Genomic DNA, 14,646 nt, shown 5'->3' with positions numbered 1-14,646 from the left:
GTCTCTCGCCATCCCCTTCATGCAGCCGTATGGCTGCCTGAACCATAGGCAGCCATACGGCTGCATGTCAACGGGTACCCCTGGTACCCCTGGGTCCAGGAGGGTCCGATGCCTCCAAAGCCGGGGAAATATAACGAGAGCATAACGAAACCTACCACTCTACAGGCCGCCAGGTGCAGGATGGGTGGGCGTCCAAGGGACGTCAGGGACTTCAACGAGGAGGTGCCACCGTGGCGGAGACCCACGCGGACCAGGCCCGCGAGGCGGCGGTGCAGGCCGCGCTCGGCAGGCTCGATCTCGACGCGAAGGCGCGGCTGCTCGCCGGACAGGACATGTGGTCGCTGCCCGCGCTGCCGGAGATCGGCCTCGCGTCGCTCGTGATGTCGGACGGTCCCATCGGTGTCCGCGGCGTCCGCTGGAGCGCCGACGACCCGTCCATCGCGCTGCCGTCCCCGACGGCGCTCGCCGCCACCTGGGACCCGGACCTCGCCCGCCGCGCCGGCACCCTTCTGGCCCAGGAGGCCCGCCGCAAGGGCGTCCACATCCTCCTCGCGCCGACCGTCAATCTGCACCGCTCCCCGCTCGGCGGCCGCCACTTCGAGGCGTACAGCGAAGACCCGTATCTCACGGGCCGTATGGGCACGGGTTATGTGCAGGGCGTGCAGTCCGGCGGCGTCGGTACCACTGTGAAGCACTTCGTGGCGAACGACGCCGAGACCGACCGCTTCACCGTGAACAACGTCGTCTCCGCCCGCGCCCTGCGCGAGCTGTACCTCGCCCCCTTCGAGGCCATCGTCGAGAACGCCCGCCCATGGGGCATCATGACCGCCTACAACTCGGTCAACGGCACGACGATGACCGAGCACCGCCGGCTCGTGAACGAAGTCCTGCGCGGCGAATGGGGCTTCGACGGGTTCAACGTCTCGGACTGGTTGGCCGCCCGGTCGACGGCGGGTGCCATCGATGGCGGCCTCGACGTCGCCATGCCCGGCCCGGTGACCGTGTACGGCGAGGCGCTGGCCGCCGCGGTCCGCGCGGGCGAGGTCGAGGAGGCGAAGGTCGACGAGGCCGTACGCAACGTGCTGCGGCTCGCCGCCCGCGTCGGCGCCCTCGAAGGCGCCGACCCCGTCGTGACCGAGCCGCCCGCCGAGATCGACGGTGAGGCCCTGGCCCGCGAGATCGCACGCCGTTCCTTCGTGCTCGTACGCAACAAGGCCGTTCAGAGCGGCCCCGTCCTTCCCATCGACCCCGCCCGCGTACGCAAGATCGCGCTCCTCGGCGCCGCCGCCCGCGACGCGCGCGTGCTCGGCGGCGGATCGGCGAGCGTCTTCCCGAGGCGCATCGTCTCCCCGCTCGACGGCCTCACCGCGGCACTGCCCGCCGCCACGCTGACGTACGCACTCGGCGCCGATCCGACCGAGGAACTCGCCGCCGCCGGGAAGGGTTTCGAGCTGCGGGCCGTGTGCCGCGACGCCGCGGGAGAGATCATCGGTACGGCGTCCGTGCCGGGCGGCCAGATCCAGTGGCTCGGCGGCGACCTGCCCGAGGGCGTCTCCTACGACGCCCTGCACAGCGTCGAACTCACCGGCACCTTCACCCCGCGCGAGAGCGGCGCCCACTCGTTCGGCACCCGCGGCCTCGGCGGCTTCCGGCTCACCGTCGCGGGCGAGGTGCTCTTCGAGGGGGCGCAGGGACTCGGGCCGGAGTCCGACCCGTTCGAGGCGTTCTTCGGCGCGCCGGTCGAGCGCGGCCGGGCCGAGCTGACGGCCGGCGAGCCGGTCGAGGTCTCCCTCCAGCACATCGTCGCCAAGATCGACGACGCCCCCGTCCAAGCCGTCGGCTTCTCTCTCGTCCACCGCGAGCCGCAGCGCGACGCCGACGAGCTGATCACCGAGGCCGTCGAGGCCGCGCGCGAGGCGGACACGGCGATCGTGGTCGTCGCCACCACCGACCGCGTCGAGTCCGAGGGCTTCGACCGCACGGACCTGCGGCTCCCGGGCCGCCAGGACGATCTCGTACGAGCCGTGGCCGCCGTCAATCCGAACACGGTCGTGGTCGTCAACTCCGGCTCCCCGGTCGAGATGCCGTGGCGCGAGGACGTCGCGGCCGTCCTGCTCAGCTGGTTCCCCGGCCAGGAGGGCGGCGCCGCGCTGGCCGACGTCCTGCTCGGCGCGTACGAACCGGCCGGCAGGCTGCCCACGACCTGGCCCGCGACGCTCGAGGACGCCCCGGTCACGCAGGTCACCCCCACCGACGGCGAACTCCATTACTCCGAGGATGTGTTCATCGGCTACCGGGCCTGGGACAAGACGGGCACGACACCCGCGTACCCCTTCGGCCACGGCCTCGGCTACACCGACTGGACGTACGAATCGATCGAGACGGACGGCACCACGGTGACGGTCCGCGTCCGCAACTCCGGCGGGCGCGCGGGCCGCGAGGTCGTCCAGATCTACGTCGCTCCCGCCGAACCCGCCGCCGACCGGCCGGTGCGCCAACTGGCCGGTTTCACAGGCGTCGAGGCGGCACCGGGCGAGACCGCCGAGGTCACCGTCGAACTCCCGCGCCGCGCCTTCGAGATCTGGGACGAGCAGTCCGGCGCCTGGGCGGCGGTGAAGGGGGCGTACGAGATCCAGGCGGGCCGGTCGGTCGCGGACCGCCGCCTGAGCGCGACGATCGAGGTCTGAGCGAGAAGATCAAGGTCTGAGCCGGTCCTCAGGGGGCGGGGTGCGGCGTGCGTCAGCCCCGCACCCCGAACCCGTACACCGTCTCCGACCGGTACACCTCGCCCGGCCGCAGCACCGTGCTCGGGAACTCCGGCCGGTTGGGGGAGTCGGGGAAGTGCTGGGTCTCCAGGGCGACACCGGCGCCCGGGGCGTAGCGACCGCCGTCGAGGTGGTCCCCCGTGTAGAGCTGGAGGCCCGGCTCGGTCGTGGCGACGGTCACCACCCGACCCGATGCCGGGTCAAACAGCTCCGCGACCGGCTCGGGAGCGCTCGTGACCCCCTTGTCCAGCACGAAGTTGTGGTCGTACCCGCTGCCCACCTTGCGCGGTGTGCGGAAGTCGAACCGGGTGCCGGACACCTCCGCCAGCTCGCCGGTCGGGATCAGGTCCGCGTCGACCGGTGTGATCCGGGACGCCGCGATCCGCAGCTCGTGCCCGGCAGCGGCGGCGGCACCGGCGTCGGCGCCGGACAGGTTCCAGTAGCTGTGGTTCGTCAGGTTCACCACGGTCGGTGCGTCGGTCACCGCCTCGTACGCGATGCGCAGCGCGCCCGACTCGTCCAGGGAGTACGTCGCCGAGACCTCCAGACGGCCCGGGAAGCCCTCCTCGTCGCCCGGGCTCACCCGTGACAGCCGCACTCCCTGCTCCACCGGCTCCGCGTCCCACACCCGCTTGTCGAAGCCCTGCTCACCGCCGTGCAGGCTGTTCGGCCCGTTGTTCTGCGCCAGGTCGTAGAGGGAGCCGTCGAGCCGGAAACGGCCGTGCGCGATCCGGTTCGCATAGCGTCCGACCAGGGCGCCGAGGTACGGCCCGGAGTTCTCCAGATATCCCCGGAGATCGGGCAGCGCCAGCGCCACCTGGGCGGTACGCCCATCCCGGTCCGGGACCTCGGCCGACTGTACGATCCCGCCGTACGTCAGGACGCGGACGCGCACACCGGCGCGCTCCAGGGTCCAGCGGTGGACGGGCGTGCCGTCGGGAAGCGTGCCGAAGAGTTCGCTGTGCATGATCAGGACCCTACGCCCGGGCCATGGGCGGCGCGTGATCAGGGCGCCCGCTGCCGACCGGTACTACACCGCTGACCGGTACTATCCCGCCGACCGGTGCTACTCGGGCGCGTTCTTCGCCGTCACCGTGCGGTAGGCGATGGAGGCCAGGCGCGACTGCCCGTCCTTGCTGGGGTGGAACCAGTCCCAGTGGCTCAACTGCTGGGTCCCGAACCGGTACTCGAACACCGCCCCGCCGTCGAACCGGCAGCGGTCGTCCTTCGCGCACACGTCCCTCAGCACCTTGTTGTAGGCGACCACGCGCTTCTGCACCTTGTCCCGCCGCTTCATCGCGGCCGCGTCCACCACATCGGCGTCTCCCAGCATCGACGGGCAGATGCCCAGCTTCCACACCTGCTTGCCCATCGGATTGGTGCGCCCCTGGGACCAGAGCCGCTTCAGGTTCGGCACGCTCGCCACGTACACCTGCGCCTTGGGCAGCTCGCGGCGCAGCGTCCGCATCGCGTCCTCGAACTGGTCGCGGAAGTCGCTCACCTTGGTCATCGCGGACGTCGACGAGCGGCATGCGTCGTTGGCACCGGCCATCACCGCCACCAGTGCGGGACGGCGCGCCGCCGCCTTCTCCATCTGCGCGGCCACGTCCGCCATCCGGGCACCGGTCACGGCGTAGTTCCAACTGTGTGTGGCGGCACGCTGCTTCCCCAGCAGCCGCACCGCCAGGCTGCGCACCTTCGTGTCACTGCCCGTCGCCCAGGACACCTCGGGACAGTCGGAGAGAACCGAACACGCGTCGAACCCGCGGGTGATGGAGTCCCCGACGGCGGCCACCGAAGCCGGGCTGCGGTCCCAGGCCGGGGTGGGCTTGGGGGAGACAGCCGCCTGACGCTTCGAGGAGGCGCCCGGACCGGGGGAGTTGCCGCCGGCACTGCAGGCGACCAGACCGGAGGCGCCCAGAAGAACCGCCGTCACCCCGGCGACGGCGGCATGCACGCGGTGGCTGCGCTTCCGCATTCCTGCTCTCCTCTGTCGTTCGGACCACCCCTTGGGAACGTTGCACCTGGGGCAGCCGTTCCCGGGGACCCGTATGCGACAGGATCCCCGGACCGGACGCGAGGGGACGCGCCCCGCCCCCCGGGCGGCGGCACCTGGGGGTCCCGCCGGGTGAATGCCGGGCGTTTCCCGGCAGCGGGACCGACGGTACGTCACACTCCTTGCCCCGCCGCACGGTAGCCTCGGCCCCGTGGCGCCCGGCCACTGCCCGCTCGGCAGCGACAGGGCGGCCGGTCGACCCAGCGGCACCCCGCGGTACCGGTTCCGCTAAATTACAACAAGTCTGCTCTGCCCCTTTTGAGGAATATCGCTCGGCACGGGCGCGAGGCCGCCGGGAACGGCGCACCTCGTCCCACACTGGAGGTCCCGGTGACGACACGTGGAGTTCTGTACGTGCACTCCGCTCCGCGCGCGCTGTGCCCGCACATCGAATGGGCAGTCGCGGGCGTGCTCGGCACGCGCGTCAACCTCGACTGGGTCAGGCAGCCCGCATCGCCGGGCACGTGGCGGTCCGAGTTCTCCTGGCAGGGCCAGGTGGGCACGGCCTCCCAACTCGCCTCCGCGCTGCGCGGCTGGCATCTGCTGCGCTTCGAGGTCACGGCCGAGCCCTGCGCCACCGCGGAGGGCGAGCGCTACAGCGCCACGCCCGAGCTGGGCATCTTCCACGCCGTCACCGGCATCCACGGCGACATCCTGATCCCCGAGGACCGACTGCGCGCCGCGCTCGCCCGCGCGCAGCACGGCGAGACCGACCTCGAGGCCGAGATCACCAAGCTCCTCGGCAAGCCCTGGGACGACGAACTGGAGCCCTTCCGGTACGCGGGCGAGGGCGCACCGGTGCGCTGGCTCCACCAGGTAGTCTGACGGGACCCCTCTTTGCGCCTAAACCGGCGCCGCTCTCGCGGACCTGGTTGCTCGCCGTGCGGGTTCCAATTGATGGTTTGGGTGTTCTTCGCTTTCAAACACCGCGCGCAGCGCGCAATACGTTGAAGGCCCGCCCCGGGATGACGGGGCGGGCCTTCAACGTACGTACGGTTGCTAGACCGTCCGGAAGGCCAGTACCACGTTGTGGCCGCCGAAGCCGAACGAGTCGTTGAGCGCCGCGATCCGGCCCTCGGGCAGGGCGCGGGCCTCGCCGCGGACCACGTCGGCGTTGACCTCGGGGTCGAGGTCGTCGACGTTGATCGTCGGCGGGGCGATGCGGTGGTGGAGCGCGAGGACCGTGGCCACGGTCTCCACGCCGCCGGCGCCGCCCAGCAGGTGACCGGTCATCGACTTGGTGCCGGAGATCGCCATGTGGTCGACGTCGTCGCCGAACACCTTGCGCAGCGCCTTGATCTCGGCGACGTCGCCCTGCGGCGTCGACGTGGCGTGCGCGTTGATGTGCGCGATCTCGGCCGGCTTGAGGTCGGTCCCGTCGAGCAGGTGCTGCAGCGCGTTCGCGATGCCGTTGCCGGACGGCTCGGGCTGCGTGATGTGGTGGCCGTCGGCCGAGATGCCCTGGCCGACCGCCTCCGCGTAGATCTTGGCGCCGCGGGCCCTGGCGTGCTCCTCCGACTCGAGGATGACCACGCCGGCGCCCTCGCCGAGGACGAAGCCGTCACGGCCCGAGTCGTAGGGACGCGACGCGCCCTGCGGGTCGTCGTTGTTCTTGGACATCGCCATCATGTTGCCGAACGCGACGATCGGCAGCGGGTGGATGGCCGCCTCCGTGCCGCCCGCGACGACGACGTCCGCACGGCCGGTGCGGATCATCTCGATCGCGTAGCCGATGGCCTCCGCGCCGGACGCACAGGCGCTGACCGGTGTGTGGACACCGGCGCGGGCACCCACCTCCAGGCCGACGTTGGCGGCCGGGGAGTTGGGCATCAGCATGGGGACGGTGTGCGGCGAGACACGGCGTACGCCCTTTTCCCGCAGCACGTCGTACTGGTCGAGGAGGGTCGTCACGCCGCCGATGCCGGAGGCGATGACCGCACCCAGGCGGTCCGGGTTGACCGAAGCATCCTCGCCGGCCTTGCCGGTGAAACCGGCGTCCTTCCAGGCCTCCTGAGCCGCGATCAGCGCGAACTGGGCCGAGCGGTCCAGCTTGCGGGCCTGCGGCCGCGGGATGATCTCACCCGGGTCGACGGCGATCTGCGCGGCGATACGGACCGGCAGTTCGGCGGCCCACTCCTGCTCGAGGAGGCTGACGCCGGAACGGCCGGCGACCAGTGCCTCCCAGGTGGAGGCTGCGTCGCCACCCAGCGGTGTGGTTGCGCCGATACCGGTGACGACCACGGTGCGATTGGTCGAGCTCACAGGAATTCTTTCTCCAACGGATAAGAGGATTCAGCGGCGCCACCGCCGGGTGGCGGAGCGGCGGGCACTTGGTCCTTGATCCGGGCACAGCCCCTGATCACGGACCCAAGCCCTTGATCGGTCGATCAGGCCTGGTGCTTGAGGATGTACTCGGTGGCGTCGCCGACCGTCTTGAGGTTCTTGACGTCGTCGTCCGGGATCTTGACGTCGAAGCGCTCTTCGGCGGCGACGACGACCTCGACCATGGACAGCGAGTCGACGTCCAGGTCGTCGGTGAAGGACTTGTCCAGCTGGACGTCCTCGGTGGGGATCCCGGCGATCTCGTTCACGATCTCGGCGAGACCGGCGACGATCTCTTCCTGAGTGGCGGCCATGTTGGCGCTCCTTCGTATGTATCCAGAGGGTGTGGCGGTTTCCGCCCGGAAGATCCGGACGGTGCCTAGGGGAGGGTAACGACCGTTGCGGCGTATGCGAGACCCGCCCCGAAGCCGATGACGAGCGCGGTGTCGCCGCTCTTCGCCTCGCCGGTCGCCAGGAGCCGCTCCATCGCGAGCGGAATCGAGGCGGCCGAGGTGTTGCCGGTGGTTTCCACGTCACGGGCGACCGTGACGTGCTCCGGCAGCTTGAGAGTCTTCACCATCGAGTCGATGATCCGCATGTTGGCCTGGTGCGGAATGAAGACGTCCAGGTCGTCCGGGGCGATTCCGGCCGCGTCCAGCGCCTGCTGCGCGACCTTCGCCATCTCGAACACGGCCCAGCGGAACACCGCCTGGCCCTGCTGGGTGATCGCGGGGAACTTGATCTCGCCCTTGTCGTCGAGCGGCAGCTGCGCCACATCGCCGACGCGGAAACGGTCCCACGGGACGGTCTGCTTGATCGTCTCGGACTTGTCGCCCTCCGAACCCCACACGGTGGGGCCGATGTTGGGCTCCTGGGAGGGGCCGACGACGACCGCGCCCGCGCCGTCGCCGAACAGGAAGGCCGTCGCGCGGTCCTCCAGGTCGGTCAGGTCACTGAGCCGCTCGACGCCGATGACAAGTACGTACTCTGCCGAGCCCTCGACGACCAGGCCCTTGGCGAGCGTCAGACCGTAACCGAAGCCCGCGCAGCCGGCCGAGATGTCGAACGCAGCGGCCTTGTTCGTGCCGATCTTGTCGGCGATCTCGGTGGCGACGGCCGGGGTCTGGCTGAAGTGCGAGACGGTGGAGACGACCACGGCGCCGATCTGCTCGGCCGTGATCCCGGCATCGGCGATCGCCTTGCCGGAGGCCTCGATCGACATGGCCGCGACCGTCTCCTCGGGCGATGCCCAGTGGCGGGTCGCGATGCCGGAGCGCGAGCGGATCCACTCGTCGGACGAGTCGATCTTCTCGAGGATCACCTCGTTGGGCACCACCCGGGTCGGACGGTAGCCGCCGACACCGAGGATGCGCGCATACGGGGAACCCTTGCTGGGCTTGATCTTCGACATGCTCCGGGGCTCCTTCTCAGGCCGTCTGCGCGCTGTGCTCGGCGATGAGTTCGCGGGCAGCGTCGAGGTCGTCGGGGGTCTTCAGCGCCAGCGTGTGGACGCCGGGCAGCGCGCGCTTGGCGAGGCCGGTCAGCGTCCCGCCCGGGCACACCTCAAGCAGCGCGGTCACACCCAGCTTCTGGAACGTCTCCATGCACAGGTCCCAGCGGACCGGGTTGGCGACCTGGCCGACCAGGCGCGAGACGACCTCGGCACCCGTTGTGACCGTCTCGCCGTCCTTGTTCGAGACGTATGCGACCGTCGGATCGGCGGGCGTCAGGGCCTGAGCCGCCTCGGCGAGCTTGTCGACCGCGGGCGCCATGTGCCGGGTGTGGAAGGCGCCGGCGACCTGCAGCGGCACCACGCGGCGTACGCCCTCGGGCTTGTCATCGGCCAGCGCGGCGAGTTGCTCGACGGTGCCGGCGGCCACGATCTGGCCCGCGCCGTTCACGTTCGCCGGGGTCAGGCCGAGCTTCTCCAGATGCGGGACCACGGTCTCGGGGTCCCCGCCCAGCAGGGCGGACATACCGGTCTGCGTGATGGCGGCGGCCTCGGCCATGGCCAGGCCCCGCGTGCGTACGAGCTGGAGGGCGGCGGTGTCGTCCAGGACGCCCGCGAAGGCGGCGGCGGTGATCTCACCGACGCTGTGTCCTGCGACCGCGCCCGGCGTCACCTCGAGTGCGGAGGCCGACAGAAGACCGGCGGCGACCAGCAGCGGCTGCGCCACGGCGGTGTCGCGGATCGCGTCCGCGTCGGCCTGCGTGCCGTAGTGGGCGAGGTCGAGCCCGATGGCGTCCGACCATGTGGCGATGCGGTCGGCGGCGCCGGGAAGATCGAGCCAGGGGGTCAGGAAGCCGGGCGTCTGAGCGCCTTGGCCGGGAGCGACGAGTACGAGCACTCTCACACTCTCTCTTGTGGACGGCCGCAGCCGCCCGTGGGGACAGGGACGAAGAACCGCAGGGGGAATTGTAGGCCCCCGACAATTGGCTACGACTGAGGATCGCCGTTGGTCAAGCGCCCGAGAATCAGGGCGATGCGCAATGTGAACGCGGAGCGTACATCGGAAGGCGACCAGCCGGTGACGTCAGTCACACGTCGGAGCCGGTAGCGGACGGTGTTCGGGTGAACGAAAAGCATTCGGGCAGCCCCTTCGAGGGAGCTCGCCTGCTCCAGATAGACGCTCAGGGTCTCCAGGAGCGCCGAGCCGGCCTCCTCCAGCGGTCTGTAGATCTCCTCCACCAGTTGTTCGCGTGCGGAGGGATCCATGGCGATCGCACGCTCCGGAAGCAGATCGTCCGCGAGCACAGGACGGGGAGCGTCCTGCCAAGCGAGGCACGCCTTGAGCCCGGCCGCGGCGGCCTGCGCGGACCTGGTGGCGGCCAGCAGGTCGGGGACGATGGGTCCTGCCACCACCGGCCCCGGGGCATACGGCCCGATCAGGGCTTTCGCGACCCGGAGCGGATTGTCGTCGCCGCCCGCGATGACGACCAGGCGGTCGCCCAGTACCCCGGTGAGGACCTGCAGCTTGGCATGGCGGGCCGCGCGGCGGATCGCCTCGACCGTCAGCTCGCTGTCACCGTCGGGAGCCGTTCCCAGCACCACGCACACATGCTCGGGGGAGTTCCAGCCGAGGGCGGCGGCCCGCGAGACGGCGCCCTCGTCGGCCTCGCCCGACAGCACCGCGTTCACCACCAGCGACTCGAGGCGGGCGTCCCACGCACCGCGGGCCTCGGCCGCCTGCGCGTACACCTGCGCGGTGGCGAAGGCGATCTCCCGCGCGTACACGAGCAGGGCCTCGCGCAGCACCGACTCGTCACCGGGCGCCGCGACCTCCTCGATCGCGGACTCCATCACCTCGATGGTCGTACGCACCATCTCGACGGTCTGCCGCAGGGTGATCGCCCTGGTCAGCTCGCGCGGCGCCGTGCCGAAGACATCCGTGGAGATCGCCTGGGGCGCGTCCGGGTGCCGGAACCACTCGGTGAACGCGGCGATACCGGCCTGTGCGACCAGACCGATCCAGGAACGGTTCTCCGGGGGCATCGCCCGGTACCACGGCAGCGTCTCGTCCATCCGGGCGATGGCCTGCGCGGCGAGGCTGCCGGAGGATTTCTCCAGCCTCTTCAGTGTCGCGGCATGCGGATGCGGGACGGATGCGGGATGCGCAGGCAGCGCGGCTTCGGGTTCGGGCACATGGACAAGACTGCCTCATCCGGACGGACGGTCCGCCAGTCGGGTCTACCGTGGATCCGTGATGGACGTACGGCGCGCGGGCGAGCGCTACCCAGGAGGGGACCCGGCCACCGGGATCGAGTCCCTGCACGCCTTCTCCTTCGGGCCCCACTACGACCCCGGCAATCTGCGCTTCGGCGCCGTCATCGCCTGCAACGAGGAGCGCCTCGCGCCCGGTGCCGGCTTCACCGAGCACCCGCACAGCCACACCGAGATCGTGACCTGGGTCGTAGAGGGCGAACTCACACACCGCGACTCGCAGGGCCACGAGTCCGTCGTACGGCCGGGCGACGTGCAGCGCCTCAGCGCGGGCGGCGGCGTACGGCACGTCGAGCGCAACGACGGCGCGGAGCCTCTGGTCTTCATCCAGATGTGGCTGGCCCCCGAGGAACCGGGCGGCGACCCCGCGTACGAGGTCGTGCACGGCATCGCGGACTCGACCCCTTACGCGGTGCCGGAGGCGGGCGCGATGCTGCACGTACGCCGCCTGACACCGGGCGAGCGCACCGCCGTCCCGGACGCCGCCTTCGCGTACGTGCACGTGGTCCGGGGCGAAGTCCGCCTGGACGGCGTGCGGTTGGCCCCGGGCGACTCGGCCCGCATCGCCGACGCGAAGGGCCTGGAGCTGGAGGCGGGGGCGGAGGGGCCGGCGGAGGTGCTGGTGTGGGAGATGTCGCCCTGAGCCCTCGCTTGAGACAGCTGGGCGATGCGCCTTGCGATTCTTTCGAATTACGAGAATCCTTGCCCCTATGACCCTTATGACAGACCGGACGGTACTGCCTCCCAGCGTCCCGGAGGAGCGCCAGGAGCTGGACGAGCTGGCCGCGCTGGTCACCGACACAGCCGAAAGCGCGGCACTTGTCGGGCCGGATGGCACACTGCTACGGCTGCCACCGGCCGTCCACGAAATCCTGGTGCAGGTCATCCTCGCCATGCACGCCGGCCGGGCCATCACCATCGCCCCACGCGCGCAGCGCCTGACGACCCAGGAAGCCGCCGACGTGCTCGGCGTCAGTCGTCCCACCCTGGTCAAACTTCTGGACGAGGGGAAGATCCCGTACGAGCAGCCTGGGCGCCACCGACGAGTGCGGCTCGACGATGTGCTCGCGTATCAGGAGGCGCGCAGGGCCGAGCGCAGGCGCCGCCTCGACGACCTGGTGCGTGAAAGCGAGGATCTGGGCCTGTACGAGAACGGGAACGACGGGTCGGAAGAGCCGAGCAGCCCCTCGCGATGATCAACGCCGTACTTGACGCCTGCGTGCTCTTTCCCAATGTCCTACGGGACACCATGCTCAGTCTGGCCGAGCGCGATCTGTTCCGCCCGCTGTGGTCCTTGGAGATCCTCAGCGAGGTGCGCCGCAACGTGCTGGCGAAGCGCCCCGTGGACGCGCAGGCACTGGACCGCACCATCGCGCTGATGAACAGCGCCTTTGACGACGCCCTCGTCGAGGATTGGGAGCCTCTCGTCCCCGATATCGAACTCCGGGACCCGGACGACCGGCACGTTCTGGCGGCTGCGATCAGCGGTCGGGCCCATGCGATCGTCACCTTCAACACCAGCGACTTCCTCGGTCCGAAGCCCCTGCCTGGCGACATCGAGATCTTCCATCCCGACGCGTTTCTGATCGATCGGTTCGACGAGTCCCCGACCTCGGTGATCAGCGCGCTGACCGACCAGAGCAAGCGCTACCGCAGACCGCCGATGGATCTGGGAGCCCTCTTGGCTCGACTGGATCGATGCGGCGTTCCTGAGTTCGGTGAGGAGGTGCGACGGCATATCTGGTAGGGCCGGTCACTGTTTCCGGGGTGCGGGCCTTTTCGGCGTGCCTGGAGCTTCGCTCTGATGCTCGCGATGACGGCCGGTGAGCATTTGGCGGAGGGGGACTCGGCCCGGATCACGGAGCCCAAGGGACTGGATCTGGTGGCGGGGGCTGCGCTGGCTCCCCGAAACCCAGGCACTACAGGTACCGAGATCGTGGCCTGAAGTCGCCGAGGAGGAGCTCGCGCGCCGCCTCGTCTGCCAGACTGGTCGGGTGATCGCCAGGCTGGCGCGGAGCAGGAAATCCCCCCGGCGGTGCGGATTCGGTTGCTGGCACCTGCGGTTGCTGGTCGAATGCCGCTCGTGACAGGCATTCATGAGTCCTCGATGATCTATGAAGCGGCCGACGGTAGCGAGCTTCCGATGTTGGTCTTCGAACCTGCTGGGGGCAGACAGCCGGCGGCCGGTGTCGTCTTGTTTCACGGCGGCGCTCTGCGCAAAGGATCGGCCGACGAGCTGACTCCGCATTGCCGGCAGCTGGCGTTGCGGGGCATCTTCGCGGTGTCAGCCGGGTATCGGCTGCTCGATCAGGGCGCTATGGGCATCGTCGACTGCGTCGCCGACGTCCGGCGGGCGATCGAACGTTTCGGAGGGTTGGCTGCGTCGCGTGGGCTCGGCGCGTCACGTCTGGCGTCTGGTGGCAGTTCGGCAGGTGGTCATCTCGCGCTCGTCGCTGCGATGACCAACCATGAGGCGCCCTGTCCGGCCGTCGAGCCCGGCGTCGCGGCCGTCGTGGCGCTCAATCCGCCGGTCGATTTGCTCGCCTTCTCACCAGAGCGGCAGCAGTGGATTGAGGAGGACATCGGCGTCGCTGCGGGAAGGGCGATCGATTACTCGCCCATCGAGTTCGTGCGGCCCGGCAATCCGCCGATGCTGATTCAACATGGGACGGACGACAAGGTCGTGCCGATCGACCAGGTGCGGCGGTTCCGCGATGTGATGGTGCAGGTTGGCAATGAGTGCGTCTTGCTTGAGCACGAACGCGCTGAGCATGCGTTTCATTACCCCGGCCCCGGTGGACACTTCGACGCCGTGATAGACGCTACCGCTGAGTTCCTCCTCGAACGGCTCGCGGCAGGCTGAGCTGCCCGACCTTGCCCCAACACCTGAAAGTCCGGAGTTCCCGCAGGTCATCGGGCTCCTCGTGGCCTGCCCGGCTAGACCTCGGCAGGGGAGACGCCGTTTGACGAGATGTCCGCAAAAGGAACAGGCACTATCTGATCAGGTAGGCCCTTGAGAACGGACGAAAGAGCGCGTTCGACATCGCGCGCGGTGGTGGGGTCCAGCATCGCTGTGGCTTCGTCGAGTATGACGGTGTGCGGGTCGGCGAGGATGACGCGGGCTAGTGCAAGCTGCTGGGCTTGCCCGGCATCGAGCCGGTGTCGAGTGGGGCTCAGGTCGGTGTCGAGGCCGTCGGGCAGGTTGTCCAGCCAGCTGGCGCCGACGGTGGCAATCGCCGTGCGCAGCTCGTCGTCGGAGGCCGATGGTTTGGCGATGAGCAGATTCTCGCGTACCGACGCTTGGAGCACGTGGTGCTCCTGGGTGACCAGGATGATCTGGCGGCGCAACTGCTCGGGCGGCAAGCCGCGACGGGGACCCCGCCCACGGTTACGGATCCGCTGAGCGGCGTGTCGATCCGGGCCAGCAGCCGACCCAGGGTGGACTTTCCCGCGCCCGACCGTCCGACGATCGCCAGGCGCTCTCCAGACCGTACGGTCAAGTTGACGCCGTGGAGCACATCGGGCCCGCCATCGTAGGCGTAGTGGACGTCAAGAACCTTGATCCGGTCATCCGCAGGCACGTCCGTGCGATCGATCTGGTGAACATTGCCGGCTCCGGCCTCGATGGCGTTGACGATACGTCCGAACAGCCATGGCCCGGCCAGTCCGGCGACGGTAGCGAGCGAGTTGAACAGGAGTATCGAGCTGAACGGGCCCTTCTCGCGGCGGATGAGGCCGAACGCCGCGCGACGCGCCTCGGCCGGAGAAGCGGTGGGAAGCAG

General features: G+C 69.9%; 13 protein-coding genes and 1 pseudogene. 6 read left to right on the top strand and 8 right to left on the bottom strand.

Annotation, left to right across the window (positions count from 1 at the left end; all coding sequences use genetic code 11):
• The first annotated feature begins 230 nt into the window (after nucleotides 1–230).
• Nucleotides 231–2,687 (top strand): glycoside hydrolase family 3 protein, encoded by a 2,457-nt coding sequence (locus H1D24_RS24250; protein WP_309484421.1) that lies wholly within the window; start codon nucleotides 231–233, stop codon nucleotides 2,685–2,687.
• Nucleotides 2,688–2,739: 52 nt separating this feature from the next.
• On the opposite strand, the gene H1D24_RS24245 is transcribed toward H1D24_RS24250, so the two are convergent.
• Nucleotides 2,740–3,732 carry an aldose epimerase family protein gene (locus H1D24_RS24245; RefSeq protein ID WP_181659770.1) on the bottom strand — a complete coding sequence of 331 codons (993 nt, stop codon included), beginning with the start codon at nucleotides 3,730–3,732 and terminating at the stop codon, nucleotides 2,740–2,742.
• Between the two features lie 99 nt (nucleotides 3,733–3,831).
• On the bottom strand, nucleotides 3,832–4,743 hold the full coding sequence (locus H1D24_RS24240) for an SGNH/GDSL hydrolase family protein (RefSeq protein WP_181659769.1): 912 nt from the start codon (nucleotides 4,741–4,743) through the stop codon (nucleotides 3,832–3,834).
• 408 nt (nucleotides 4,744–5,151) lie between these two features.
• On the opposite strand from H1D24_RS24240, the gene H1D24_RS24235 reads away from it, so the two are divergent.
• The gene (locus tag H1D24_RS24235) at nucleotides 5,152–5,646 is read left to right on the top strand and encodes a DUF3145 domain-containing protein (protein ID WP_181659768.1); all 495 of its coding nucleotides are present in this window, start codon (nucleotides 5,152–5,154) and stop codon (nucleotides 5,644–5,646) included.
• A gap of 174 nt (nucleotides 5,647–5,820) precedes the next feature.
• Here the strand turns inward: H1D24_RS24235 and fabF are convergent, their stop codons facing one another.
• The 5 genes from fabF to H1D24_RS24210 all read right to left on the bottom strand — a co-directional run bounded on the left by fabF (nucleotide 5,821) and on the right by H1D24_RS24210 (nucleotide 10,786).
• Nucleotides 5,821–7,083, bottom strand: a complete 1,263-nt coding sequence (fabF, locus tag H1D24_RS24230; protein ID WP_181659767.1) for a beta-ketoacyl-ACP synthase II — start codon at nucleotides 7,081–7,083, stop codon at nucleotides 5,821–5,823.
• 125 nt (nucleotides 7,084–7,208) lie between these two features.
• On the bottom strand, nucleotides 7,209–7,457 hold the full coding sequence (locus H1D24_RS24225; protein ID WP_181659766.1) for an acyl carrier protein: 249 nt from the start codon (nucleotides 7,455–7,457) through the stop codon (nucleotides 7,209–7,211).
• 65 nt (nucleotides 7,458–7,522) lie between these two features.
• Nucleotides 7,523–8,554, bottom strand: coding sequence for a ketoacyl-ACP synthase III (locus tag H1D24_RS24220; RefSeq protein ID WP_181659765.1), 1,032 nt, complete (start codon nucleotides 8,552–8,554; stop codon nucleotides 7,523–7,525).
• 16 nt (nucleotides 8,555–8,570) lie between these two features.
• On the bottom strand, nucleotides 8,571–9,491 hold the full coding sequence (locus H1D24_RS24215) for an ACP S-malonyltransferase (protein WP_181659764.1): 921 nt from the start codon (nucleotides 9,489–9,491) through the stop codon (nucleotides 8,571–8,573).
• An 89-nt stretch (nucleotides 9,492–9,580) separates the two neighbouring features.
• Entirely contained in the window at nucleotides 9,581–10,786 is a 1,206-nt protein-coding gene (locus H1D24_RS24210) for a PucR family transcriptional regulator (protein ID WP_181659763.1), read from the bottom strand.
• A 61-nt stretch (nucleotides 10,787–10,847) separates the two neighbouring features.
• Here H1D24_RS24210 and H1D24_RS24205 point away from each other — a divergent pair, with 61 nt between their 5' ends.
• From H1D24_RS24205 to H1D24_RS24190, 4 genes are all read left to right on the top strand, one after another.
• Nucleotides 10,848–11,507, top strand: coding sequence for a pirin family protein (locus tag H1D24_RS24205; protein WP_181659853.1), 660 nt, complete (start codon nucleotides 10,848–10,850; stop codon nucleotides 11,505–11,507).
• A 67-nt stretch (nucleotides 11,508–11,574) separates the two neighbouring features.
• Nucleotides 11,575–12,060, top strand: a complete 486-nt coding sequence (locus H1D24_RS24200) for a helix-turn-helix domain-containing protein (RefSeq protein ID WP_181659762.1) — start codon at nucleotides 11,575–11,577, stop codon at nucleotides 12,058–12,060.
• Nucleotides 12,057–12,611 (top strand): PIN domain-containing protein, encoded by a 555-nt coding sequence (locus H1D24_RS24195; RefSeq protein WP_181659761.1) that lies wholly within the window; start codon nucleotides 12,057–12,059, stop codon nucleotides 12,609–12,611. Before H1D24_RS24200 ends, H1D24_RS24195 begins: the two co-directional genes overlap by 4 nt.
• A gap of 336 nt (nucleotides 12,612–12,947) precedes the next feature.
• Nucleotides 12,948–13,727, top strand: a complete 780-nt coding sequence (locus tag H1D24_RS24190; RefSeq protein ID WP_181659760.1) for an alpha/beta hydrolase — start codon at nucleotides 12,948–12,950, stop codon at nucleotides 13,725–13,727.
• A 146-nt stretch (nucleotides 13,728–13,873) separates the two neighbouring features.
• Here H1D24_RS24190 and H1D24_RS42570 read toward each other — a convergent pair.
• Nucleotides 13,874–14,445: pseudogene (locus tag H1D24_RS42570) on the bottom strand (ATP-binding cassette domain-containing protein); the annotation flags it as partial.
• Nucleotides 14,446–14,646 lie beyond the last annotated feature (201 nt).

Origin of the sequence: Streptomyces himalayensis subsp. himalayensis, from assembly GCF_013778455.1 — a bacterium.
Taxonomy (GTDB): domain Bacteria; phylum Actinomycetota; class Actinomycetes; order Streptomycetales; family Streptomycetaceae; genus Streptomyces; species Streptomyces himalayensis.
The sequence above is the reverse complement of the archived record's forward strand: the minus strand, read 5'-3'. Positions and strand labels throughout refer to the sequence as shown.

Excerpts from the sequence above, each read along its gene's own strand:
- H1D24_RS24245 (WP_181659770.1), bottom strand. The coding sequence starts at position 3,732 with ATGCACAGCGAACTCTTCGGCACGCTTCCCGACGGCACGCCCGTCCAC.
- H1D24_RS24240 (WP_181659769.1), bottom strand. The coding sequence starts at position 4,743 with ATGCGGAAGCGCAGCCACCGCGTGCATGCCGCCGTCGCCGGGGTGACG.
- H1D24_RS24225 (WP_181659766.1), bottom strand. The coding sequence starts at position 7,457 with ATGGCCGCCACTCAGGAAGAGATCGTCGCCGGTCTCGCCGAGATCGTG.
- H1D24_RS24220 (WP_181659765.1), bottom strand. The coding sequence starts at position 8,554 with ATGTCGAAGATCAAGCCCAGCAAGGGTTCCCCGTATGCGCGCATCCTC.
- H1D24_RS24205 (WP_181659853.1), top strand. The coding sequence starts at position 10,848 with ATGGACGTACGGCGCGCGGGCGAGCGCTACCCAGGAGGGGACCCGGCC.
- H1D24_RS24200 (WP_181659762.1), top strand. The coding sequence starts at position 11,575 with ATGACCCTTATGACAGACCGGACGGTACTGCCTCCCAGCGTCCCGGAG.
- H1D24_RS24195 (WP_181659761.1), top strand. The coding sequence starts at position 12,057 with ATGATCAACGCCGTACTTGACGCCTGCGTGCTCTTTCCCAATGTCCTA.